At 70.3% G+C, this 22,949-nt stretch carries 21 protein-coding genes; 7 read left to right on the top strand and 14 right to left on the bottom strand.

Annotated elements, in window-relative coordinates; translation table 11 throughout:
• Positions 1–112: 112 nt before the first annotated feature.
• The 7 genes from ACSQ1L_RS04945 to ACSQ1L_RS04915 form a co-directional block, all read right to left on the bottom strand.
• Positions 113–1,048 (bottom strand): bifunctional riboflavin kinase/FAD synthetase, encoded by a 936-nt coding sequence (locus ACSQ1L_RS04945; RefSeq protein ID WP_435992564.1) that lies wholly within the window; start codon positions 1,046–1,048, stop codon positions 113–115.
• A 12-nt stretch (positions 1,049–1,060) separates the two neighbouring features.
• Positions 1,061–1,519: a MaoC family dehydratase gene (locus ACSQ1L_RS04940; protein ID WP_435992562.1), complete on the bottom strand. Its 459-nt coding sequence runs from the start codon at positions 1,517–1,519 to the stop codon at positions 1,061–1,063.
• Between the two features lie 29 nt (positions 1,520–1,548).
• Complete coding sequence (locus ACSQ1L_RS04935) at positions 1,549–2,418, bottom strand: TIGR01459 family HAD-type hydrolase (RefSeq protein WP_435992560.1); 870 nt, start codon at positions 2,416–2,418, stop codon at positions 1,549–1,551.
• Positions 2,415–2,702: a hypothetical protein gene (locus ACSQ1L_RS04930; protein ID WP_435992558.1), complete on the bottom strand. Its 288-nt coding sequence runs from the start codon at positions 2,700–2,702 to the stop codon at positions 2,415–2,417. The genes ACSQ1L_RS04935 and ACSQ1L_RS04930 overlap by 4 nt, the downstream gene beginning before the upstream one ends.
• 734 nt (positions 2,703–3,436) lie before the next feature.
• A complete protein-coding gene (locus ACSQ1L_RS04925) occupies positions 3,437–4,618 on the bottom strand; it encodes a thiolase family protein (RefSeq protein ID WP_435992556.1) in 1,182 nt (393 codons plus the stop codon).
• 73 nt (positions 4,619–4,691) lie between these two features.
• The gene (locus ACSQ1L_RS04920; protein WP_435992554.1) at positions 4,692–5,441 is read right to left on the bottom strand and encodes a glutathione S-transferase family protein; all 750 of its coding nucleotides are present in this window, start codon (positions 5,439–5,441) and stop codon (positions 4,692–4,694) included.
• A gap of 3 nt (positions 5,442–5,444) precedes the next feature.
• Positions 5,445–5,948, bottom strand: coding sequence for a winged helix-turn-helix transcriptional regulator (locus tag ACSQ1L_RS04915; RefSeq protein ID WP_435992552.1), 504 nt, complete (start codon positions 5,946–5,948; stop codon positions 5,445–5,447).
• A 180-nt stretch (positions 5,949–6,128) separates the two neighbouring features.
• Here ACSQ1L_RS04915 and ACSQ1L_RS04910 point away from each other — a divergent pair, with 180 nt between their 5' ends.
• Positions 6,129–6,980 (top strand): thioesterase family protein, encoded by an 852-nt coding sequence (locus tag ACSQ1L_RS04910; RefSeq protein ID WP_435992550.1) that lies wholly within the window; start codon positions 6,129–6,131, stop codon positions 6,978–6,980.
• 19 nt (positions 6,981–6,999) lie between these two features.
• Here the strand turns inward: ACSQ1L_RS04910 and ACSQ1L_RS04905 are convergent, their stop codons facing one another.
• The 7 genes from ACSQ1L_RS04905 to ACSQ1L_RS04875 all read right to left on the bottom strand — a co-directional run bounded on the left by ACSQ1L_RS04905 (position 7,000) and on the right by ACSQ1L_RS04875 (position 15,045).
• Positions 7,000–8,937, bottom strand: coding sequence for a S9 family peptidase (locus ACSQ1L_RS04905; RefSeq protein ID WP_435992548.1), 1,938 nt, complete (start codon positions 8,935–8,937; stop codon positions 7,000–7,002).
• A gap of 99 nt (positions 8,938–9,036) precedes the next feature.
• A complete protein-coding gene (locus tag ACSQ1L_RS04900; protein ID WP_435992547.1) occupies positions 9,037–9,618 on the bottom strand; it encodes a hemerythrin domain-containing protein in 582 nt (193 codons plus the stop codon).
• Positions 9,611–10,822 (bottom strand): tRNA 2-thiouridine(34) synthase MnmA, encoded by a 1,212-nt coding sequence (gene mnmA, locus ACSQ1L_RS04895; RefSeq protein ID WP_435992545.1) that lies wholly within the window; start codon positions 10,820–10,822, stop codon positions 9,611–9,613. The genes ACSQ1L_RS04900 and mnmA overlap by 8 nt, the downstream gene beginning before the upstream one ends.
• Before the next feature lie 117 nt (positions 10,823–10,939).
• On the bottom strand, positions 10,940–11,230 hold the full coding sequence (sciP, locus tag ACSQ1L_RS04890) for a CtrA inhibitor SciP (protein ID WP_435992544.1): 291 nt from the start codon (positions 11,228–11,230) through the stop codon (positions 10,940–10,942).
• 164 nt (positions 11,231–11,394) lie between these two features.
• Complete coding sequence (flgE, locus tag ACSQ1L_RS04885; RefSeq protein WP_435992542.1) at positions 11,395–12,849, bottom strand: flagellar hook protein FlgE; 1,455 nt, start codon at positions 12,847–12,849, stop codon at positions 11,395–11,397.
• Positions 12,850–12,900: 51 nt separating this feature from the next.
• Positions 12,901–13,605 (bottom strand): flagellar hook assembly protein FlgD, encoded by a 705-nt coding sequence (locus ACSQ1L_RS04880; RefSeq protein ID WP_435992540.1) that lies wholly within the window; start codon positions 13,603–13,605, stop codon positions 12,901–12,903.
• Positions 13,606–13,608: 3 nt separating this feature from the next.
• Entirely contained in the window at positions 13,609–15,045 is a 1,437-nt protein-coding gene (locus ACSQ1L_RS04875; protein ID WP_435992538.1) for a flagellar hook-length control protein FliK, read from the bottom strand.
• A 417-nt stretch (positions 15,046–15,462) separates the two neighbouring features.
• Between ACSQ1L_RS04875 and flgK the strand changes: the two genes are divergently transcribed.
• The 6 genes from flgK to ACSQ1L_RS04845 all read left to right on the top strand — a co-directional run.
• Complete coding sequence (flgK, locus tag ACSQ1L_RS04870) at positions 15,463–17,577, top strand: flagellar hook-associated protein FlgK (protein WP_435992536.1); 2,115 nt, start codon at positions 15,463–15,465, stop codon at positions 17,575–17,577.
• Positions 17,577–18,503, top strand: a complete 927-nt coding sequence (locus ACSQ1L_RS04865) for a flagellin (protein WP_435992534.1) — start codon at positions 17,577–17,579, stop codon at positions 18,501–18,503. The genes flgK and ACSQ1L_RS04865 overlap by 1 nt, the downstream gene beginning before the upstream one ends.
• A 64-nt stretch (positions 18,504–18,567) precedes the next feature.
• Positions 18,568–19,809, top strand: coding sequence for a putative DNA modification/repair radical SAM protein (locus ACSQ1L_RS04860; protein ID WP_435992532.1), 1,242 nt, complete (start codon positions 18,568–18,570; stop codon positions 19,807–19,809).
• Entirely contained in the window at positions 19,809–21,242 is a 1,434-nt protein-coding gene (locus ACSQ1L_RS04855; protein WP_435992530.1) for a UdgX family uracil-DNA binding protein, read from the top strand. Before ACSQ1L_RS04860 ends, ACSQ1L_RS04855 begins: the two co-directional genes overlap by 1 nt.
• Before the next feature lie 112 nt (positions 21,243–21,354).
• A complete protein-coding gene (locus ACSQ1L_RS04850) occupies positions 21,355–22,470 on the top strand; it encodes an MlaE family lipid ABC transporter permease subunit (RefSeq protein ID WP_435992528.1) in 1,116 nt (371 codons plus the stop codon).
• A partial coding sequence (locus ACSQ1L_RS04845; protein ID WP_435992526.1) for an ABC transporter ATP-binding protein occupies positions 22,467–22,949 on the top strand: 483 nt, incomplete at its 3' end. The genes ACSQ1L_RS04850 and ACSQ1L_RS04845, both read left to right, overlap by 4 nt.

Genomic DNA, 22,949 nt, shown 5'->3' with positions numbered 1-22,949 from the left:
TCGAGTAGGCCCGGCGAGCGCGGGGTTGAACCCTGCGGCGCTACGCCGGGCGGCTAATCGAAATCGGGCGAAACACGCGGACGGTCATGGTGGGAGCGGTCTAGCAGGCGGTTCAGGCCGGCGCCAGCGCGGCGCGGGCGGCGGCGGCGTCGGCGTCGATCTGGCGCTTGAGGGCGTCGAGGTCGGAGAAGGCCTCCTCGCCGCGGAGGAAGGCGATCAACTGGGTCTCGACCGTCCGGCCGTAGAGGTCGCCGTCGAAATCGAACAGCCAGACCTCGAGCAGGGGCTCCTCGAGGGCGAACATGGGGCGCAGGCCGAGGCTGGCGACGCCGTCGAAGGTGCGGCCGTCAGGCAGGCGGGCGCGGACGGCATAGACCCCGTAGGCGGGGCGCATGTAGTCGCCGAGCGGGATGTTGGCGGTGGGCACGCCGATGGTGCGGCCGCGCTTGTCGCCGTGGACGACTTGGCCCTCGATGGCGAAGGGGCGGCCGAGGATGGCGGCGGCGCGCGGCATGTCGCCGGCGTGGACGGCCTCGCGCACGGCGGACGAGGACAGTTTCAGCCCGTCGGGATCATCGACGCGGTCGCAGACGGTGACGCCGAAGCCGAGCGCCTCGCCCTGACGGCGCAGGCCCTCGGGCGAACCGGTGCGGCCCTTGCCGTAGGTGAAGTCGAAGCCGACGGCGGCGTGGCGGATGCCCAGTCCGGTTCCCAGGATGTCACGGGCGAAATCCTCATCCGACATGGCGGCCATGTCGGCGTCGAAGGGGAGGATGTAGAGGTGGTCGACGCCCAGCGGTCCGAGCGCGCGGGCCATCTGGGCCGGGGTCATCAGGCGGAAGGGGGCGGCGTCGGGCTGGAACCAGCGGCGCGGATGGGGATCGAAGCTGACCACGCCGAGGGGGGCGCCGAGCGAACGGGCCGCCTCGCGGGCGGCGGCGATCACCGCCTGATGGCCGCGATGGACGCCGTCGAAGGCGCCGATGGCGACGGCGGCGCCTCTCAGACCCTCGGGCAGGTCGCGCCAGTCGGTGACGATCTGGACCACGCCGGCCTGCTTTCAGCCCTTGGCCGGGCGACGGCGGCGGGGGACGCGGACGACGGCGACGCCGTCCATGATCAGCTTGCCGTCGACGAAGCCCTCGCAGTTCAGCTCAACCCGGGCGCTTTCCTGGTCGACCGTGACGACGCTGATGCGGACCACGACGTCGTCGCCGATGCGGACCGGCAGGTGGAAGCCCAACGTCTGCGAGATGTAGATGGCGCCGGCGCCGGGCAGGATGGTGCCGACCACGGCCGAGCCGAACGAGGCCGACAGCAGTCCGTGGGCGATGCGGCCGCGATAGGCGGTCTTCGAGGCGAAGGCCTCGTCGAGGTGGACCGGATTGAAGTCGTCCGAGGCCTCGGCGAACAGACGGATCCGCTCTTCGGTGACGTGGATGACCTTTTCGGCCGCCATGCCGGGGTGGAGTTCCTCGAGGATGTAGCCGCCCGAGGGATGTTTCGTGACCAGTTCCATGGCGGGCCCTTAGCCTGAATTGCGGACCCTCACCACGCCAGATCGAGCATTGCGTAGCGGGCGTAGGTGGTTTCGGCCCTGAGCAGTTCGGCGGCGCGGCTCTCGTCGAGGCGGCCGTCAGGTCCGCGGGCGGCGTCGCCGTGGATGCCCTGGGCGATGAACAGGCAGTCCAGCGCCTGACGGTTGGCCCCGAGCACATCGGTGGCCACGCCGTCGCCGATGCACAGCACGCGGGCGCGATTGACCGGCCGTTCGAGCAGCCTTTCGCCCTCCCTGACCGCCAGCTCGTAGATCGGGCCGTACGGCTTGCCGACCATGGTCACCCGGCCGCCGAGGCTTTCGTAGAGGTCGGCCAGAGCGCCGCCGCAATAGATCAGGCGGTCGCCGCGCTGGACCACCCGGTCGGGGTTGGCGCAGATCAGTTCGAGATCGCGGGCCGCGCCGGCGGCGAGGCGTTCGCGGTAGTCCTCGGGCGTCTCGGTCTCGTCGTCGACGGGGCCGGTGACGGAGATGAAGGCGGCGTCCCCGGCGCCCTGGGCGAGGTCCAGGTTCAGCCCTTCGTAGAGCGGCCAGTCGCGGTCGGGGCCGATGATCCAGGCCGGACCGGGCGCGCGCCTCGACAGTTCGGCGCGGGTGGCGTCGCCCGAGGTGACGAAGGCCTTCCAGCTGTCGCGCGGCACGCCGAGCCGGTCCAGCTGGGCCACCACGTCGGAGGCGGGCCGGGGCGAGTTGGAGATCAGCACGACGTGGCCGCCCTGCTGGTTGAACCGGGTCAGGGCCTCGCAGGCGGCGGGGAAGCTCTCGCGGCCGTTGTGGATCACGCCCCAGACGTCGCAGAGCAGGATGTCATAGTCGCCGGCGACAGCGCCGAGGCCGGAAAGGGCGTGGGGGAGGGTCATGGGCGGCTGATAGCGGGTTCGGGGGAGGCGGTGAAGGGGAGGGCGGCTTCCGGCTCCTCCTCACCGCCGGACCGGAACTGCACCGCCTCGAGGCGGAGCAGGGCCGGCGACAGGATGAAGTCCTCGCGATCCGGCCGGAGACCGGCGCGGAACAGTTGCAGGTAGAAGCTCTCCCGATCCGAGAGCGGCTCGAACCGGCCGGTCTCGAGCCCTTCGAGGCGGAGCCTCTGGAGGGCGTGGACGAGGTCGCGATCGGTCAGTCGGGGGCGGTGGTCACGGGGCATGGGTGGGGCCTTTCCGCAGGTCTTTCCTTCCCGGGGTGGGGAGGTAGGGGGTTCGGGCATGACTCTTCGCCGCTACTTCCGAAGCGGTGTGGGGAGGGAGCAGGGCGGCCGGGCCTCGCCCGGTGCTGTTGTAGTGTTACCGTTTCGACGAGACTGCCGCCCCGCGTGGCCGTTATCCACTCGCCCCGCCGGCTGGCGGCCCTTCTCGGGCCTCACCGGCGTCCCGGACCGCTCCTTGCGGAGAGGCCGGAAGGCGGAACGTGCTGACCGTGTTCAGTCATGTAGCGGTTCCATCCAAAGGCGCGCGGCGAGCAAGCAGAGGCCATCCATCGACCTCCGACGAAGACCCCCGGGCTCTCCTCCGCCCGGGCTTCATCGCTCGACCACAGCCCGCCGTCATCGAGAACGTGGATCCGACGCCCTCCCCGTCGACGGGATGGGCAGGAGTGTACGGGCGGTTCTTCCTGCGGCGGGCTCAGGACGCTGGGAATTTTCAATCCGGCGTGAAAGCAACGGGTTGGCGGCCGAAAATAGGATGGCTGCGCATTAACTTGCAGCGCAGCAATTGCCGCCCTTCTCCCCTCCGGGGGAGAAGGTGGGCGGCGGAGCCGTCCGGATGAGGGGGATGGTCGAAGCGAACTGGCCGCCAGCGGGGTCCGGAGCAGACTCACCCCTCATCCGTCTCGCTCCGCGAGCCACCTTCTCCCCCAAGGGGAGAAGGAGGGATCGTTCCGCTACGCCAGCTCGACCGCCATGGCGACGGCCTCGCCGCCGCCGATGCACAGGCTGGCGACGCCCTTCCTGCCGCCACGGGCCTGCAGCGCGGCCAGCAGGGTGGCGAGGACGCGGGCGCCGGACGCGCCGATCGGGTGGCCGAGGGCGGTGGCGCCGCCGTTGACGTTCAGCTTGCCGTGCTCGATGCCCAGTTCCTGCATGGCGATCATCGGCACGACGGCGAAGGCCTCGTTGATCTCCCACAGGTCGACGTCCTCGACCGACCAGCCGGCCTTCTTCAGCGCCTTCTGCATGGCCGGCACGGGGGCGGTGGTGAACAGGCCCGGCTCGTGGGCGTGGGCCGAGTGGCTGACGATGCGGGCCACGATCGGCAGGCCCAGCGCCTTCGCCACGCTCTCGCGCGTCATCACCACGGCGGCCGCGCCGTCCGAGATCGAGGCCGAGGAGGCGGCGGTGATGGTGCCGTCCTTCGCGAAGGCAGGCTTCAGGCCGGGGATTTTCTCCGGCATGGCCTTGCCGGGCTGTTCGTCCTCGCTGACCGTCTCGACGCCCTTGCGGGTGGTGACCTCGACCGGGGTGATCTCGGCCTTGAAGGCGCCCGAGGCGATGGCGTGGCGGGCCCGGGTCAGGCTTTCGACGGCATAGGCGTCCTGGGCCTCGCGGGTGAACTGGTAGGTCCCGGCCGTGTCCTCGGCGAACGAGCCCATCGGCTTGCCGGGCGCGTAGGCGTCCTCCAGCCCGTCCATCATCATCGAGTCGACGATGACGTCGTGGCCGATCCGGGCCCCCGAGCGATGCTTGTTCATCAGATAGGGGGCGCCGGTCATGCTCTCCATGCCGCCCGCCACGATGACGTCGGCAGAACCGGCGGTCAGGGCGTCCGAGGCCATCATGACGGCCTGCAAGCCCGAGCCGCACATCTTGTTGACCGTCGTCGCCTCGACGTGGCGGCCGAGGCCGGCGCCGATGGCGGCTTGACGGGCCGGGGCCTGGCCGAGGCCGGCGGGGAGGACGCAGCCCATGTAGATCTGCTCGACCTTCGCCGGGTCGACACCGGCCCGCTCGACCGCCGCCTTCACCGCCGTGGCGCCCAGCTCGGTCGCCTTGACGCCGGACAGGGCGCCCTGGAAGCCGCCCATCGGGGTGCGGGCGAAGGAGCAGATGACGATCGGATCGGACATGGCGGGAACCTGGGGGACTCTGGAAAAATCGGGGGCTAGATCGGCTGTTTGGAGGCGGGGCGCAAGCGTAGGCCTATTGCGGCGTCATCGGGCCGCGGCGGGCCGTGTCGCCGGCCCAGCTGTGCGGCGAGGCGACGAAGCCGAACTCGGACAGGCGGTCACGCTGCGCCGGCACCGGCGTGCGCATCAGGGCGCGGGCCAGGGCGTTCAGGGGGCCCAGCGGGGTCTGTGTCTCGACCCGCTCCAGCCACGCCGCCAGCTTCGGCCAGCGGGCCGGATCGACATTGACCTGCACCGCGCCGGCGTTGACGAAGGCCGGGGCCACGCTGAGATCGGCCATCGACAGCTCGCCGAACAGGAAGCCGGCCTCCGGGGCCCAGCCTTCCAGGTAGTCGAGGATGCCCGGCAGCTCGACATCGCGGGCCTGCTCGACCTTCGCCTGGTCGACCTCGCCGCCGAGGAAGCGCGGCTTGACCGCGATCTCGAAGAACAGCCGCCAGCCGAGGACGTCGAACAGCCGGGTGTCGGCGAACTCCTCCAGCCAGCGCGCCTTCGCCCGCTGCACCGGGTCGGCCGGCCACAGCGACGGGCCGGGGCGGGTCTCCTCGATGTACTGGACGATGACGCTGGAGTCGCACAGCGTCACCTCGCCCTCGACCCAGACGGGGATGCGGCGCAGCGGGCTGATCCGGTCGAAGTCGTCGTTGCCCATCAGGCCGACGATGGGGTCCAGCTGGACCTCGACGCCCTTCAGGGCGCAGGCGGCCAGCACCTTGCGGACATAGGGCGAGACCGGATTGCCGACGATGGTGACCGGCTCCATGGCTCAGGCGACCTCTTCGGAGGCCCGGTCGCGGGGCATCATTTCGCCGACGGTGGGGCGGTTCTCGGCCAGGTTCAGCTGGATGTCGCGCGGCTTGACCAGTTCGCCGCAGCAGCCGCAGGCGATGCGCGGCGTCAGCTCGTGGCCGCAGGTCTTGTGGGTCATGGAGACGCCGGCGTCCTCGCCGCAATAGACGTGTTTGGCGCCCCAGCCGTGCAGGGTGACCAGCACGCCGTACAGATCCTTGCCCTTGGCGGTGAGGCGGTACTCGTTGCGTGGCGGGCGTTCGGAATAGAGGTGCGGCTCGAGCACGCCGTGCTGGACCAGCGACTTGAGGCGCGCGGCGAGAACGTTGCGGGCGACGCCCAGCCGCTCCTGCCATTGCTCGAAGCGGCTGACGCCGTTGAAGGCGTCGCGGATGACCAGCAGGGTCCAGGGATCGCCGATGACCTCGAGGGTCGCGGCGATCGAACAGCTCTGGCGAGAATAGTCGGCGGTGCGTCCCATGGCCTCAAAGGTGACCCCGCGTCAGGCTTTTGGCAAGAGGGTTGCCAATCTGAACGGACTCAGTCAGTCTTGTTTCGCTACGGACGCGCGGCGAGCCCGCTCGCGGCGTTTCCGGATCCCTCGACTGGGGCGGGAGGTTTCGGCCTTCCGCCCATCTTTCTCCCACGATATGCCGGACGCATGACCCAGCAGACCCTCGCCGAGGCCCTGACCCTGACCGATGACGGCGCGGGCGGCCTGACCGCACGGCTGTCGGGCGACTTCTCCAACGCACCGCTGTCCATGCCGTCGGAGAAGGGCGCGCCGTTCGGCGGGCTGATGGCGGCGCTGGCGGCCGGGGCGGCCCGGCAGGGGCTGGGCATCGAGACGCCGCTGAAAACCCTGACCGTCCAGTATCTGGCCGCCGCCCGGTTCGAGTCCGCGAGCTTCGTTCCGGCCCTGACCCGGGGCGGGCGCAACGTCGCCTACGCCTCGGTGCTGGGCGGGCAGCCGGACCGGCTGGCGGTGCAGGCCCTGGCCACCTTCGGCCGCGAGGTCGCGGGGCCCGCGCTGACGCCGCTCGCCGCGACGCCCCGCCCGGTCGCCGACATCGCGCCGACGCCGCTCGATCCCCGCTTCGGGCCGTGGTTCACCCGCCATATCGAGCACCGCTTCGTGGCCGGGCCGAAGCTGTTCGGCGAGAACGCCGGCGGTTCGCCCGAGCTCGGCTGCTGGATGCGCACCAGCGACGGCGCGCCGCTGGACGAGGCGCGGCTGCTGTTCCTGCTGGACGGGGTGTATCCGACCTACTGGACCGCCCTGCCGGCCCCGCCGGTGATTTCCGCCAGCGTCGACCTGCGCGCGGACCTGCTGGAGGCGATCACTCCGGACACGGCCCCGGACGGCTGGGCCTATTTCCACTTCACCAGCCGCGACGTCGGCGGCGGCTGGGCGGTCGAGGACGGGGTGGCCCACGCCGCGGACGGGCGGCCCATCGCCCTTGTGCGCCAGCGCCGCAAGCTGATGCCGACGCGCGGACCGGGCGGCGCCTGACCGCCCGGTCCGGCCGGACCTATTTGCGCACGTAGCGGTCGAGGAAGGCCAGATAGGCCTCCTGCGCCGTGATGCGGTTCTCGCGCCGCTGGAAGCCGTGGCCCTCGTCGGGGAACAGCACGTATTCGACCGGCACGTCGTTGGCGCGGACGGCGGCGACCAGTTCGTCGCTCTCGACCTGAAGCACCCGCGGATCGTTGGCGCCCTGCACCACCAGCATGGGGCGGGCGATGTTCGAGGCGTGGAACAGCGGCGAGATGCGGCGGTGGCGCTCGCCGTCGGTGGCGGGGTCGCCCATCTCGTCGAACAGGGCGTCGCGCTGGGCGCCCCACCAGGCGGGGATGGACTCCAGTGTCCGCACCCAGTTGGTCACGCCGTAGATGTTGACCCCGGCGTCGAAGGCCTCGGGGTGGAAGGCCAGGGCGGCGGCGGTCAGGAAGCCGCCGTACGAGCCTCCCATCACCGCCACCTGGTCGTCGGCCACCCAGTCCTGATCACGCAGCCATTGGCCGGCGTCGACGATGTCCTGAAGGTCGGCCTCGCCGTGGGCCCGGTCGTCCATGTGGAAGAAGGTCTTGCCGTAGCCGGACGAGCCGCGGTTGTTGGCGGCCAGCACCGCATAGCCGTGATTGACCAGATGCTGGGTCATGGCCGAGTAGCCGCGGGTGCTCTGGCCGCCGGGGCCGCCGTGGACGAGCACGATGGCCGGCGCGGGGTTGGCGGCCGACGCGCCTTTCGGGCGATAGAGCACGCCGGGGATGATGGTCCCGTCCGAGGCGGCGTAGCGGACGATGCTGGACTCGACCAGGTCGGCCTCGTCGATGGCCGGGCTGAGGGCGGTCAGCAGCCGCCGCGCCTGACCCGTGGCGAGATCGGCGGTCCAGACGTCGTTGGGCGAGGTGTCGGACGAGACGGTGAAGGCGATGCGCGTCTCGTCGGCGTTGTAGCGGATCTGGCCGATATCGCCGCCGGGCATGCCGGTCAGGCGCACGGGCTGGCCGGTGGTGGTGTCGAGCAGGGTCAGCTCGGTCGAGGCGTCGGCGTTCAGGGCCGAGACGCGATAGCGGCCCGACGGCGAATAGCTGACGAACTCGACGTCCCAGTCGGCCTGGATCAGCGGGGCCTTGGCGCCGGTGGCCAGGTCGTGGGTCCAGGCCTGATGGAATTCGCCATGCTCGTTCGTGCCGTAGACGAGCTGGCGGTTGTCCGGGGTGAAGCCGTAGGTTCCGTGGGCGACCTCGCCCTCGTGGGCGGTGATCAGGCGGGGTTCGCGGTCGCCCTGCAGGTCGACCAGATAGATGTCGCTGTCGGCGCTGGTGACGGGCTTGTCGATGGCCACCCAGCGGCCGTCGGGCGAGACGTCGGCGATGAACATGCCGGGGTTCTGGAACACCATCCGGCTCTCGTAGGTGTCGGCGTCATAGGCGTAGAGGTCGAAAACCTCTGGATCGCGGGCGTTGGAGGTGACCCAGAACGCATCCCGCGCGGCGTTCCAGCCCAGCAGGTCGGCCTTGACGTTGTCGCCGGGGGTGAGGTCGCGGACGGTCCCGTCGAGCTCTCGGACATAGACGTGGGTCAGTTCGCTGCCGCCGCCGCCGCTGTCGGCCGCGAGCAGGACGCGGCCGTCGTGGGGGAAATAGCTGACGCCGCGGGTCGCCACCGTCGTCGAGGTGCTGAGCGGCGCCGCCTCGCCGCCATCGATCGGTAGGGCGAAGGCGTTGAACACCCCGGTCTGGTCGCTGGAGATCAGGATCGAGCGGCCGTCGGCCGAGAAGCCGAGGCCCGCCGGGCTGGACATGCCGTAGCTGCGGGTCTGGTAGAACTCCGCGGCGGTGTAGGTGCGGGGTGCCTCGGGCGACTGGGCGACCGTGGGTTCGGCGCGGGCGGGCGCGGCGGCCAGCGGCGCGGCCATGACGAGCGCCAGAACGGACGCCATGCAGGCGGAAGTGAGTTTCATCGGTAGCCCCTGTTGATCGATGGTGATGATCGTCAGAGGGGGCAGGCTGCCATTTCAGATGCGACCTGTCGCCGATTTAACCTCGGCCGTTGGCGGACGTCAGCCCAGCGGGTCGCCGCGCAGGGCGATCAGGGGAATGACGATCTCCTCCTCATCATCCAGATGCCGGGCCAGTTGCGGGCCGGCGAGGGCGAGGACGTCGGCCAGACGTTCGACCCGGTCGCGGGCGTCGGGGGCGGCGCCGGTCACCGATTGATGCAGGGCGCGGCCGGTCTCGACCATGGCCTCGATATGGGCGTGGATGGCGTCGTGGTCGCGGTCCAGCAGGTCGATGCCCGCCGCGATGCGCGGCTCGAGCTGTTGCAGGGCCGGGAAGTAGTGGCCGCTCTCGATCCGGTGGTGGCCGTCGAGGTGCTGGAGGAACTGCTGCAGGGCGGGGATGAGGGCGCGGTGGAGGGTGGGGACGTCGAGCGTATCGGCCCGCCATGCCTCGACCATCGCCGCCATCTCGGCCTGATGGGCGCGGAAGCCGCCGTGCATGTGCAGCCAGCGCCGGGCCGTCGGGTGCAGGCCGCCCGCGCTCCAGCGCTCGCGGGGGAAGGCGTCGCGCAGGTACAGGAATTCGGAGGGCAGGCCGGCGCGCGAGGCGAGCGCCAGCGGATCGTCCGTCGCGTCAGACAACGGCCGTCGTGGTCTTGATGAAGCCGCCGCCCAGCAGCCGGTCGGGATCGGCGGGGTCGTAGAGGGCGCAGGCCTGGCCGGGAGCCACGCCTTCCTCGCCGGTTTCGAAGGTCACCGACACCGCGCCGTCGACCAGGCCGAGGCGGGCCGGCGAGGGCGGGCGGGTCGAGCGCACGCGGGCCAGCACGGGCGCGCCGGCGGCGGCCGCGACCTCGATCGAGGCTTCGTCGCCGAGCCAGTTGGTTTCGTCCAGGGTCAGGGCGGCGGTCGCCAACGCCTCGCGCGGGCCGACGATGACGTGGCGTTTCGCCGGATCCAGTTTCGTGACGAACAGCGGCTCGCCGACCGCGACGTTCAGGCCCCGGCGCTGGCCGATGGTGTAGTCGGTGATGCCCGAGTGCGAGCCGAGCACGCGGCCGTCCATGTGCACGATCTCGCCGGCTTCCCGGCCTTGCGGGCGCAGCTTGTCGATCAGGGTGCGGTAGTCGCCGTTGGGGACGAAGCAGATGTCCTGACTGTCGGGCTTGGCGGCGATGCGCAGGCCCAGTTCGGCGGCGACGCCTCGAACCTGGGGCTTCTCCAGGTCGGCCAGCGGGAAGCGCAGGTAATCGAGCTGCTCGGCCGTGGTGGCGAACAGGAAGTAGGACTGGTCGCGCGAATGGTCGATCGCCTTGCGCATCTGCGGGCGGTCGCCGGCGACGGCGCGGCGGACATAGTGGCCGGTGGCCATGGCTTCGGCGCCGAGGTCGCGGGCGACGTCCAGCAGGTCGCGGAACTTGACCGTCTGGTTGCAGCGGATGCAAGGCACCGGCGTCTGGCCCGCCAGATAGGAGTCGGCGAACTGGTCGATGACGGCGTCGCGGAAGCGGCTTTCGTAGTCGAGGACGTAATGGGGGATGCCCAGCGTCTCGGCGGCGAGGCGGGCGTCGTGGATGTCCTGGCCCGCGCAGCAGGCGCCCTTCTTCTTCAGGGCCGCGCCGTGGTCGTAGAGCTGCAGGGTCACGCCGACGACGTCATAGCCCGCCTTGTGCAGCAGGGCGGCGACGACGGTGGAGTCCACGCCGCCCGACATGGCCGCGACCACCCGGGCGCCGACCGGCAGGCCGACCGCCGCGCGCGCGGAGGCGATCGCCGCGTCCATGTCGGCCTGGCCGGTCATGGGGGCGATGGTCGGAACCGGGCAGATGTCCTCGGCGAGCGTCATGGCGCGCTATCTAGTGCGAAACACGCGCGATTTCGAGGCCACCCGAAAAACCGGCTCGGAAACGACAACGGCCGCCCCCGTCGCCGGGAGCGGCCGTCGTATCTTCGGGGAGTTACCTTAGGCGCCGCGGCCGTAGTGCTGGATGCGGGTCGTACGCAGGCCCTGCATGCCCCACTTGTCGATGGCCTTCTGCCAGGCGAGGAATTCCTCGGCCGTCAGGCGATAACGCGCCAGGGCGTCCTCGAGGCTGATCAGTCCGCCGCGGACGGCGGCCACGACCTCGGCCTTGCGGCGGATCACCCAGCGGTCCGTATTGGCCGGCGGGAGATCGTGCAGGGTCAGGGGCGTGCCCGTCGGGCCGACCACATACTGTTCGCCTTGCGTATTAAGGCGTCGCTCTTGCAACATGGGCTTATGCCTCATTGACCACCATCACTAAGGATCGAACCGTAGCGGTCGGCGGCTAAGGGCCGTTTAAGCGTCGTGGTGAAGGAAAGCCTAAAATGACCTCCGTCCACCCGCTCAATATTCAACAAAGTTTTCATTGAGGTTTACGACCCGTTACCTGGAAATCAGCGTTTGATGCTGATCAGTTCGGCGAGCATCTCGTCCGCGGTGGTGATGATCTTCGACGAGGCGGAGTAGGCGCGCTGGGTGGTGATCAGCCCGGTGAACTCGGCCGACAGGTCGACCGTCGAGGCTTCCAACTGAGAAGCGCCGATCAGGCCGGCCCCGCCCGTGCCGGCGGCCTTCAGGTTGTAGGTGCCGGAGCCCTGGCTGACGCGGTAGGCGTTGCCCGAGGTCTGGGCCAGGCTGTCCGGGCTGGGGAAGGTGGCCAGGGCGATCTGGGCGATCTTGCGCGTCACGCCATTGTCGAAGATGGCGGTGACGAAGCCGGTGTCGTCGATCTTGACCTCGGACAGGTTGCCGAAGGCGGTGCCGTTGGTGATCACGGCCTGGACGACCGAGGCGCTGTCGTACTGGGTCAGGCCGCCGGTGGACGCCGTCAGGTCGAAGGTCAGCTCCTGGTCGTCGATGCCGAGGCCGGCCGCCCAGTTGAAGGCTCCAGCCGCAGGGGCGGCGGCGTCGGACGCGCCGAAGGTCAGGGTGGCGTTGGCGGGGTCCGGGAACAGGGCCTGGGCGCCGAGGGCGGCCATGGCGACGGGATCCAGACGGCCGTCCTGGGTGAAGGCGACCAGGCCGGTCTTCAGCTGGCCGTTGGTCAGCCCCGCGCCGGTGATGACGTCGGAGGCCGGAATGGCGCGGATTTCGGCGTACCACTGGTTCGGCACGGTGCTCTTGAGGAAGGACAGGGCCACGGTGCGCTGGCCGCCCTTGGAGTCGGAAGCCGGAATGGTCAGTTCGAAGTCCGGCTTGACGCCGACGCCCGTCTCCGGGTCCCACATGGCCATGGAGTTGGTGGCCGGGTCATAGGCGTTGGCGCCGACGGGCACGGCGGCCGCGTCGGTCGCTTCGGCCGAAACCGTCTGGCTGGACTTGATGTTGGCGTTCAGCTGGATGCGGGTGGTGGCTTCGGCCGTGCCGCCGACCGAGCCGACGTTGATCGTGCGCAGCCGGTTCAGGTCAGAGGGGTCGGAGGCGACATCGCCGTCCGAGTCCACCGGCCAGCCCTGCAGATAGAGGCCGGCGGTGTTCTTCAGATAGCCGAGGTCGTCGATCCGGAAGGCGCCGGCGCGGGTGAACAGGCGCGCGTCGGTGACCTGAAGGTTCTCGGCCTTTTCGGTGACGACGAAGAAGCCCTGGCCGGAGATGCCGAGGTCGGTGTTGGACGTGGTGCGCTGCAGCTGGCCGGCCTGGCTGGTGTAGTGGCGGGCGGAGGCGAGAACGCCGCCGGCGGAATAGCCCGCGCCCTGGCTCTGGGCGTTGATCACGGTCTGGAACTCGCCGGACGTCCGCTTGTAGCCGATCGTGTTCACGTTCGCGATGTTCTGGGAGATGGCCGCGAGGGCGGCCGAGTTGGCGGTCAGGCCGGACACGCCGGCCAGAAGGGCGCTGTTGATGCTCATGGCGCGAGGCTCCTTACGAGAAGAGGTTCATGGGGTTGGATGACGGGGCCATCAGGCTCCCGCCTCCCCGGCGGGCGGCGTGGTTTCGGCGGTGCGGGCTTCCTCCAGCGCGATCACGCTGGACAGCGGCAGGATGGAGTTGCCGACGGTCAGGTAGGCTTCGCCGTCGTACATCTCGACGCCGGTGATGCGGCCCCGGGTGAGGACCTGGGCGTCGATGGCGCCGCCGGCGGCGTCCTTGGCGACGACCTTCAGCGTGTAGACCTGATCGTCCTGGCCGTCGGCGCCGGTGGTGGCGTCGCCGTCCCAGGAGAATTCGTGGACGCCGGTGGTCTTGGTGGGCGCGTCGCCGGACCAGACCACATTGCCCGAGCCGTCCAGCACCTCCAGCTTCACGGAGGCGGCGTTGGAGGCGACCTCGTAGCTCCAGTCGGCCTTGCCGTCCTTGAACTTGGTCGCCGCCCAGGCGGCGGTGGCGTCCTTGCCGATATAGTTGGCGGCGCTGGCGAGATCGCCGCCGCCCTGGGCCGAGACAAGGCTCTTGAGCAGTTCATTGGTCAGCAGCTGCTGTTCGACGCCGGCCATCTGGGTCAGCTGGGCGGTGAACTGGTTGGAGTCGACCGGGGACAGCGGGTCCTGGTTCTTCAGCTGCGAGGTCAGCAGGGCGAGGAAGGTCTCGAAATTCGAGGCCAGCATGCCGGCGCCGGCGTTGATCCGGCTCGTCGCATTGTTGGTGGTGGTGACGGCGTCAACCATCGGTCAAACCTTCATGTCCACGCCCGAAGGCGAGAGGGAGAGCGCCAGCCATTGCGGCGGCTGGGCCACGTCGATGTCGGCGTTGAGGCGGGCGGCCGCGGCGAAGGCGCGGTTCTGGCCCTGGCGGGCGTCCTGCCCCCGGTCGAAGGCGCTGGAGCCGCTGTCGCGCTCGGCGAATTCGAAGGCGTCCTCGGCCAGCTGGAAGCCGGCGGCTTCGAGCTGTCGACGCAGGTCGTCGACCCGGCCGCGCATGTCGGTGGCGGCGACGGGATTGTCGAAGGCCAGGCGGGCGGCCAGCCGGCCCTCGGCGTCGATGTCCAGCTTCACGTCGACGCGGCCGAGCTCGTCGGGGCGCAGGGCGATCTCGAAGCGGGTCGACCGGCCCTCGAGCTTGCGCAGAATCTGGGCCGCGATCTGGGCGGTGGCGTCGATGGTGGCGCGGGACAGGGTCGACAGGCTGTGATCCCGGGCCGGAGCGGCGGCCTCGGTCTGGCCGGACACGGCTTCACCCGCCGGAGCGGCCTCGGCCGGGGCCGAACCGGGATCGGCGGCCGGGGCGGCCGGAGCGGCGGAGGCGGCGGGCGCGGCAGGCTTCGAAGGCGAATCCGCCGGCGTGGAGGGCGGCGAGGGCGTCGAAACGGCGGTCTTCGCCTCGGCCGGAGCGGCGGAAGCCGAGGCCTGCGCCGCCTGCTCGAGCGGCTTGGAGGTGCGCTCGGCCAGGGCCCGCAGCGGCGGCGCGGGGAGGGGGGAGGGCGCCGGCGCCGGAACCGCCCCGGACTTGACCGGCGGGGCGGAGGGCGTGTCCTCGTCCGAGGCCGCGGTCTGGATCGTATCGCCGGTCGGCGGCGCGGCCTGTGCGTCGTCGCTGGACGCCGCGACGGGCGGAATTTGCGGGGCGGCGCTCCCGGCCGGTTTCGTTCCGGCCGGGATCTGCGGCGCGGGGACCGGGACGGGGGCCGCGGCCACGACCTGCGGCTCCGGAGCCTTGTCGGATGTCGCCGCAGGAACGGTTTGCGGCTCGGGGGGCGCGGCGGTGGCCGTCCCGGGAAGGTCCGGCAGCCCGGCGCCGTTGGCGGGCGTCGGGGCGATCGGGGGCGACGTCGACGCGCCGGACGTCGGCTCCGGGGTCGCGACGGGGGCCAGGATGGACCCGGCCTCGTCAGCCGTGACCGGAGGTTCGGCGCCGGTCCGGATCACGGGCGAGGCCGCCACCGGAAGGGCGGCGGTCAGAAAGCCCGGCAGACCCGACATGTCCACGCCGTCGGCTTGGGGGGCGGCGTCATCGACCGCCGCTTCTTCCATGGCGGGCCGCGGCGCGACGCCGGCCGCGGCGGGAGCGGCGTCGTCCGCGGCGAGAGCGGTGGCGAGCAGTCCCTCGAAGGCGGACGCGTCGGCGTCCGACGGCCCTTGCGGGGTCGCCGGGAGCGTAGGCGCGATCATGGAAAGCACGGCTTGAGCGGACATGGTCCCGAGGGGCGTCGCCGGAGCGATGGTGACTGGGGCGCCTGCTGCGCCGGACATTCGGACCCCCCGGCGCAAGTCGTGGGCCAACTCGGGTCCTGCTGACAACCTACGAAAAAATAACAGAAATATCGTTTTGTCGTCGCGACGGGGAGCGGCGGCGCACGGTCGAATCTTGCCGTGTGGCGACGTTTCTTGCCCGGCGCCGATGGTTGGTGCGGCGCAAGGCGGTGGTCTGGCCCGCAGTTTGCGCCCCTTGCCGGTCATGACACAGGCGCAAAACACTAACTTGCGGAATTTCAAGACCTTGGCGGGATCGCCTGCGAGGTCCGCCGGGCAAAAAGCGCGCATCGGCTGGCAGGGCTTGCCGGGCGCCGCCGCCATGGAGGCCGTCCAATGTCGTTGAACGCGATCATGAACACGGCGACCAGCGGGCTCGCCGCGGCGCAGACCCAGCTCAGGGTCGTTTCCGACAACGTCTCCAACGTCAACACGCCCGGCTATGTCCGCAAGATCGCGGATCAGGTCGCCCGGACCAGCCAGGGCATGGGCACGGGCGTGGAGGTGGCGCGCATCCGCCTGGCCACCGACCGCTTTCTGCAGGCCGCCAGTCTGAACGCGGGCGCGGAGGCGGCGCGCCAGGGCGTGCGCCATGAGCTGTACGACCGCATCCAGTCGCTGTTCGGCGACCCCGGCGGCGAGACCGGCTTCTTCTCGCAGGTCGACCGGGTCTTCTCGGCCTTCGCCACCAGCGCCGAGGATCCCACCTCCGGCCCGCGCCGGCAGGACGCCCTGTTCAAGACCCAGGCCCTGTTCGACGAGGCCGGCCGGATCGGCCAGCAGATCCAGGCGGTACGCGAGGACGCCGACGGCCGCATCGAGAGCGCGATCGAGCGGGCCAACAGCCTGCTGGAGCAGATCGAGGCGCTGAACCTCGAGATCGCCCGCGCCACGGTGGTCAGCGGCGACGCCTCGGGCGCCGAGACGGCGCAGTCGGCGCTGATCGGCCAACTGGCCGAACTGGTGGACATCCGCGTCTCGGCGCGGCCGGTGGGCGGCGTCTCCATCCGCACTGGGGCCGGGACCCTGCTGGCCGGGCAGGGGGCGGCCACGCTCAGCTACAACCGCGCCGGCACGGTCACCGGCGAGACGGTCTTCAACGATATCTGGGTGACCGAACCGGGCGGCCAGAAACGCTCGCTGCTGGACAGCGTCGTCTCGGGCGAGATCCGCGGTCTGGTCGAACTGCGCGACATCGAGGCGACCGCGGCGGCCGAGCGGCTGGCCGAGCTGGTGGCGCACGTCGCCGACGAACTGAACCGGGCCCACAACGCCAACAGCTCGGTCCCGGCCCCGACCAGCCTGACCGGCCGCAATGTCGGCCAGACGCTGGAAAGCGCCATCGCGGGCTTCAGCGGCCAGACGACCGTCGCCGTCACCAATGCCGGGGGCGTCATCCAGGCCCGCGCCGACATCGTCTTCAGCGGCGCGACCATGACGGTCAACGGCGTCGCGGCGACGCCGGCCACCTTCCTGACCGTGCTGAACGCCCAGCTGGGCGGCGCGGCGACGGCCAGCTTCGTGGACGGCAAGCTGACCCTCGCGGCCAGCGGAACCAACGGCGTGGCCATCGCCGACGACCCGGCCAGCCCCTCGACCAAGGCCGGGCGCGGGTTCTCGCACTATTTCGGCCTCAACGACCTGATCTCGACCGACCGGCCGGCCATCTACGAGACCGGCATGACGGCGGCGTCCCCGCACGGCTTCACGGCGGGCGAGACGATGACCTTCCGCTTCGTCGGGGAGAGCGGGTCGAAACTGCGCGATATCCAGGTGGCGGTGCCGGCCGGCGGCACCGTCGGCGACCTGCTCAACGCCCTGAACGACACGACCACCGGCGTCGGCCGGTTCGGATCGTTCGCCCTGGCCGCGGACGGCTCGCTCAGCTTCACCGGCTACGGCAGCCCGGCCCCGACGATGAGCGTGCTCGAGGACCGGACCATCCAGACGCCGTCGGGCGTCTCGGTGACCGAGCTGTTCGGCATCGGCGGCGGGGTCCGCTCGTCGCGGGCGGACGGCTTCTCGCTGCGGACGGACATCCGCCAGAGCCCGAGCCGGCTGGCGCTGGCCCAGTTGAACCTGTCGGCAGCGGTGGGCGCGTCGGCGCTGAGCGTCGGCGACGGACGCGGCGCGCTGCTGCTGGCCGACGCCGGGGAGCGGGCGGCGAATTTCGCCCCGGCCGGCGGGTCGTTGGGCGGGCCGATCTCGGTGTCGCGCTACGCCTCGGAGCTGTCCGGAGAAATCGGCGGCAAGGCGGCGGCGGCCAAGAACCGGAGCGACATGGCCGGGGCTCTCGCCACCGAGGCCACGGCCCGCCAAACGGCCTACGAGGGCGTCAACCTCGACGAGGAACTGGTCCTGATGACCACCTATCAGCAGGCCTTTAACGCGTCGGCGCGCCTGATCCAGGCGGCCAACGACATGTACGACACGCTTCTGGGGATGATCTGATGACCCGCGTCGCCACCTTCGGAAACTATCAGTCCGCGCTGCTGGACCTGATGAAGGCCCAGACCCGGGCGGCGGACGCGCAGGAGCGCGTCTCGACGCAGAAGACCGCCACCGACCTGACCGGCTTCGGCCGCCAGTCCGAGACGCTGACCGCGCTCAAGGGCGCGCAGAGCCGGATCCAGGGCTTCATCGACACCTCCAAGGCCGTGAGCGCCCGCCTGACCACCCAGGACCTGGCCATGAACCAGGTCAACGACGGCATCGCCGGCCTGCGGGAGGCGGTCGGCAGCGTGCTGGCCACGGATTCCGCGGGCGCGCTGATGCAGGAGCTGGAGGGCCATTTCCAGGGCATCCGCGGCGGCCTGACCATGCGGCATCACGGCGGCTACCTGTTCTCGGGCGCGTCGACCTCGACGCTGCCGGTGACCGTCACCAATCTGGCCGAGCTGGCGGCCGCGCCGGACGTGGCTTCGGTGTTCGCCAACGACACGCTGAAGACCGCCAGCCGCGTGGCCGAGGGCACGACGCTGGAGACCGGCTTCCTCGCCGACGAACTCGGCACCGAGGTGCTGGAGATCCTCAGGGACATCCAGATCTACCACGCCGGCGCCAGCGGTCCGCTGAGCGGCAAGGTCACCCAGGCCCAGAAGGACTTTCTGATCATCCAGCTGGGGCGACTGGAACAGGCGGCGACCGGGGTCATCGACAAGACCGCCAGCACCGGATCGATGGCCAACCAGGTCGAGAGCATTACCCGGGGTCACCAGTCGCAGCTGAACTCGCTCGACGAACTGGTGGCGAACCGGACGGACGCCGACATGGCCGCGGCGATCACCGACCTGCAGCTGTCGCAGGTGGCGATCCAAGCGTCGGCGCAGGTGATTTCGCAGCTCCGGCAGGTCTCGCTTCTCAACTATCTGAGCTGACGCGACAAAACGCCTTTACGGCCACGCTGGACGCACTGTTCCCGGCGGAACATAGTGCGAACAAATGGCCCAGATCGATCTCCGGCGAAAGCTGTCCATCCTCGCCGACGCGGCCAAGTACGACGCCAGTTGCGCGTCGTCCGGCACCTCGAAACGGGACTCGATCGGCGGAAAAGGCCTCGGTTCGACCGAGGGCATGGGCATCTGCCATGCCTATACGCCCGACGGGCGGTGCGTATCGCTGCTGAAGGTCCTGCTGACCAATTTCTGCATCTACGACTGCGCCTACTGCATCAACCGGGCGAGCTCGAACGTACCCCGCGCCCGCTTCGCCGTGGACGAGGTCGTCGAGCTGACGCTGAATTTCTACAAGCGGAACTATATCGAGGGCCTGTTCCTGTCGTCCGGCATCATCCGTTCCGGCGACTATACGATGGAGCAACTGGTGCGGGTGGCGAAGACGCTGCGCACCGAACACGACTTCCGCGGCTACATCCATCTGAAGCTGATCCCGGAGGCCGATCCCAGGCTCGTCGAGGCCGCGGGGCTCTACGCCGACCGGCTGTCGGCCAACATCGAACTGCCCCGCGACGAGGCCCTGAAGCGGCTGGCGCCGCAGAAGGATGTCGGCGTCATCAAGAAGGCGATGGGGCAGGTCAGGCTGGGCCTTGAGGCCGCGAAGCCGGGCAAGCGGGACCGCATCAAGCCGCCGAAGTTCGCGCCGGCCGGCCAGTCCACCCAGTTGATCGTCGGAGCCGATGGCGCGCCGGACACGGAGATCATGGCGCGCAGCGCCTCGTTGTACGGCGGCTACGGTCTGCGCCGCGTCTACTATTCGGCCTTCAGTCCGATCCCGGACTCGTCAAGCGTCCTGCCGCTCGCCAAGCCGCCGCTGATGCGCGAACACCGCCTGTACCAGGCCGACTGGCTGATGCGGTTCTACGGCTTCTCCGCGCCGGAAATCGGCGAGGCGGCGACGGACGGGATGCTGGATCTCGCCATCGACCCCAAGCTGGCGTGGGCCCTGAACCGGCGCGAGCAGTTCCCGGTCGATGTGAACAGCGCGCCGCGGGAGATGCTGCTCCGGGTGCCCGGGCTGGGCGTGAAGTCGGTGGACAGGATCGTGTCCGTCCGGCGCTGGCGGACGCTGCGGCTGGAGGATATCGCCCGCCTGTGCCGGGGTATCGACAAGGTTCGACCGTTCATCACGGCGCTGGACTGGACGCCCGGCGGGCTGACAGACGCCGCCGACCTGCGCGCCCGCATCGCCCCCGATCCGGCGCCGGTGCAGATGAGCCTGTTCTGATGCGGGTCGCGGTTCTCGCGCACGAGACCGACTTCGAAGGCTGGCGCAAGGCGGCGCGGGCGTTCCGGCAGGCCGGCGTAGCGCCGGAGCGCGCGGCGTTCCGGATCGGCGCGAGCGGAGACGGCCTGTTCGACGAGCGCCTTCCGCTCGCCGGACCGGGCGCGGCTCCGTTCAGTGTTCCGAAGGCGTTCGTGGACCTGGCGCGGGAGGTGATCCTGCATCGGTCGGCCGACCGGCTCGACCTGCTGTATCGCCTGCTGTGGCGACTGGGCGGCGAACCCGACCTGATGAAGGTGGTCACGGACATCGACGTGGCCGCAGCCGTCGAGCGGGCGAGGAACGTCAGCCGCGCCAGCCACAAGATGAAGGCCTTCGTCCGGTTCCGGCGGATTGAGGACGAGGCGGGGGAGCGTTGGGTCGCGTGGTTCGAACCGGCCCACCGGGTCGTGGAGAAGACCGCGCCGTTCTTCGTACGCCGGTTCACCAGCCTGCGCTGGTCGATCCTGACGCCGGACGGTTCCGCGTCATGGGACGGTGAGCAGCTGACGTTCGGACCGCCGGCGACGCGCGCCATGGCCCCGAGCGAGGACGAGGTCGAGGAATTCTGGAAGACCTACTACGCCTCGACCTTCAACCCGGCGCGGCTGAAGACCAAGGCCATGCGGAGCGAGATGCCCCAAAGATACTGGAAGAACCTGCCAGAGGCCGCGCTGATCCCGGAACTGGTGGCGCAGTCGGCGGTTCGGACGGAGGCCATGGTCGCCGCGCCCGCCCCCGAACCGAACGCCCGTCTCGCCAGGACGCTGTCGCGATTGAACCGGGACGGGGCGTTCGGCGAAGGCTTCGCGCCCTCCACACTGGATGAACTCGATCAGGCGGTACAAGCCTGCCGCCGCTGTCCGCTGTGGCGGGACGCGACGCAGGGCGTGTGCGGCGAGGGGCCGAAGCGGGCGAGGCTGATGATCGTCGGTGAACAGCCGGGCGATCAGGAGGACCTGGCGGGCCATCCCTTCGTGGGGCCGGCCGGACGGGTGCTGGACGCCGCCCTCGAGCAGGCGGGGATCGACCGGGGGGACGTCTTCGTCACCAATGCGGTCAAGCATTTCAAGCATGAGCCGCGCGGCAAGCGGCGGCTGCACAAGACGCCGAACACCGCGGAAGTCAGCGCCTGCCGCTGGTGGCTGGAGGCCGAACGGCGGCTGGTCCGGCCCAAGGTCATCGTGGCCATGGGCGGGACGGCGGCGCTCGGCGTGCTGGCGCGCAAGGTGGCGGTGACCCGGGAACGGGGGCGGGGCATCGACCTGTCCGACGGGGCCAAGGCGCTGGTGACCGTCCACCCGTCCTTTCTGCTGCGCATTCCCGACGCCGCCGCCAGGGCCGTGGAGCGGGACCGGTTCGTGGCCGACCTGAAGCAGGCCAGGGCGCTGCTGTAGCCGCGAAGCCAGCGTGTCTGAACGAATACGCCCGGGCGGCGTTCTTCCGCTCTGCCCAGCTTTGCCGTGGTCCGACCGTAGGCAAATCGAACGGCGCAATCTAGGTAGGGGCATGGCCGCAGCGGACTTTCAGATCGACGAAGGCGACGGACGGCTGACCCTGCGCCTCGTGGGCGACTGGACCGCGACCAGCCTGGGCCGGATATCCCGTCGCCTGGACGACACCCTGCATCAGCGCTGCGTCGACGCAGTCGACCTGAGCGAGCTCGGCCGGTTCGACACGGCGGGCGCCCTGGCCATCGTCCAGGCCAGCAACTGCGTCCTGCCGGAGACCGCCTGGAGCCAGCGGCCGGAGGCGGGACGCACCTACGCGCTCGTCGAGCGGCTGGAGCGCGAAAGCGCCGGGCCGCCAAGGCGGTCGCCGGGCTGGGTCCGGGGGTTCGCCAAGGTGGGCCGGGGCGTGCAGGACATCGTCGCGGAAGCGACCCTGTCCATGGCCTTTCTCGGGCGCCTGATCGTCGCCGTCGGCACGGCGCTTCGCCATCCGGGCCGCATCCGCTGGCCGGCGTGGTTCAGCCAGGGCGAACGCGCGGGCCTGGACGCCATACCCATCATCGCGGTGACCAACTTCTTCATCGGCGCGGTCATCGCCTATCTGGGCGCGAATATGCTGACCCAGTTCGGAGCCTCGGTGTTCACGGTCCAGCTGGTCGCCGTTTCGGTGCTGCGCGAGTTCGCCGTCGTGATCACCTCGGTGCTGCTGGCCGGCCGGTCGGCCTCGTCCTTCGCCGCCGAGATCGGGTCGATGCGGATGAATCAGGAGGTGGACGCGATGCAGGTGATGGGGGTGAACCCCTTCCAGGCGCTGGTCATTCCCCGGCTGGCGGCCATGCTCGCCATGCTGCCCCTGCTGACCTTCATCGGCATGATCTCCGGCCTGTTCGGCGGCCTGCTGGTGACCTGGAGCGAGCTGTCTTACGGCCCCGCCTTCTTCATCCAGCGGATGACCGAGGACCCCAAGATGGCCACCCATCTCGGCGTCGGCCTGATCAAGGCGCCGGTCTTCGCCGTCGTGGTCGCCGCCATCGGCTGCCGGCAGGGCATGGCCGTGGCCGGAGACGTCGAGAGCCTGGGCCGGCGGGTGACCGCGGCCGTGGTGCAGGCGATCTTCGCCATCATTTTCCTCGACGCCGTCTTCGCCATGATCTTCCTGGAGCTGAACTGGTGACCGGGGTCACCGCCGGGACGGCGGCCAAACCGGAAGCCCTCATCGAGGTGCGCGGCCTGCTCAGCCAGTTCGATGAGCGCGTCATCCACGAGAACCTCGACCTCGACGTCGAGCGCGGCGAGGTGCTGGGCGTGGTCGGCGGATCCGGCTCGGGCAAGACCGTGCTGCTCAACTCCATCATCGGCCTGAAGGAGCCCGACGGCGGATCGGTGCGCGTATTCGGCCATGACATGGCGGACCTGACGAAGGAACAGGCGGCCGATATCGAGCGCCGGACCGGCATATTGTTCCAGCAGGGCGCGCTGTTCTCGTCCCTGAGCGTCATCGACAACGTGGCCTCGCCGCTGGTCGAACATACCCGCCTGCCCAAGGACGTGATCCGCGAGCTGGCCGAGATGAAGATCGCCATGGTCGGACTGAAACCCGAGGCGCACCACCAGAAGCCGGCCGAGCTTTCGGGCGGCATGCGCAAGCGGGTC

The sequence above is a fragment of the Brevundimonas sp. LjRoot202 genome, assembly GCF_964253355.1.
GTDB lineage: Bacteria > Pseudomonadota > Alphaproteobacteria > Caulobacterales > Caulobacteraceae > Brevundimonas.
Note: the sequence above shows the minus strand (reverse complement) of the source record. Positions and strands in the feature narration are given on the sequence as shown.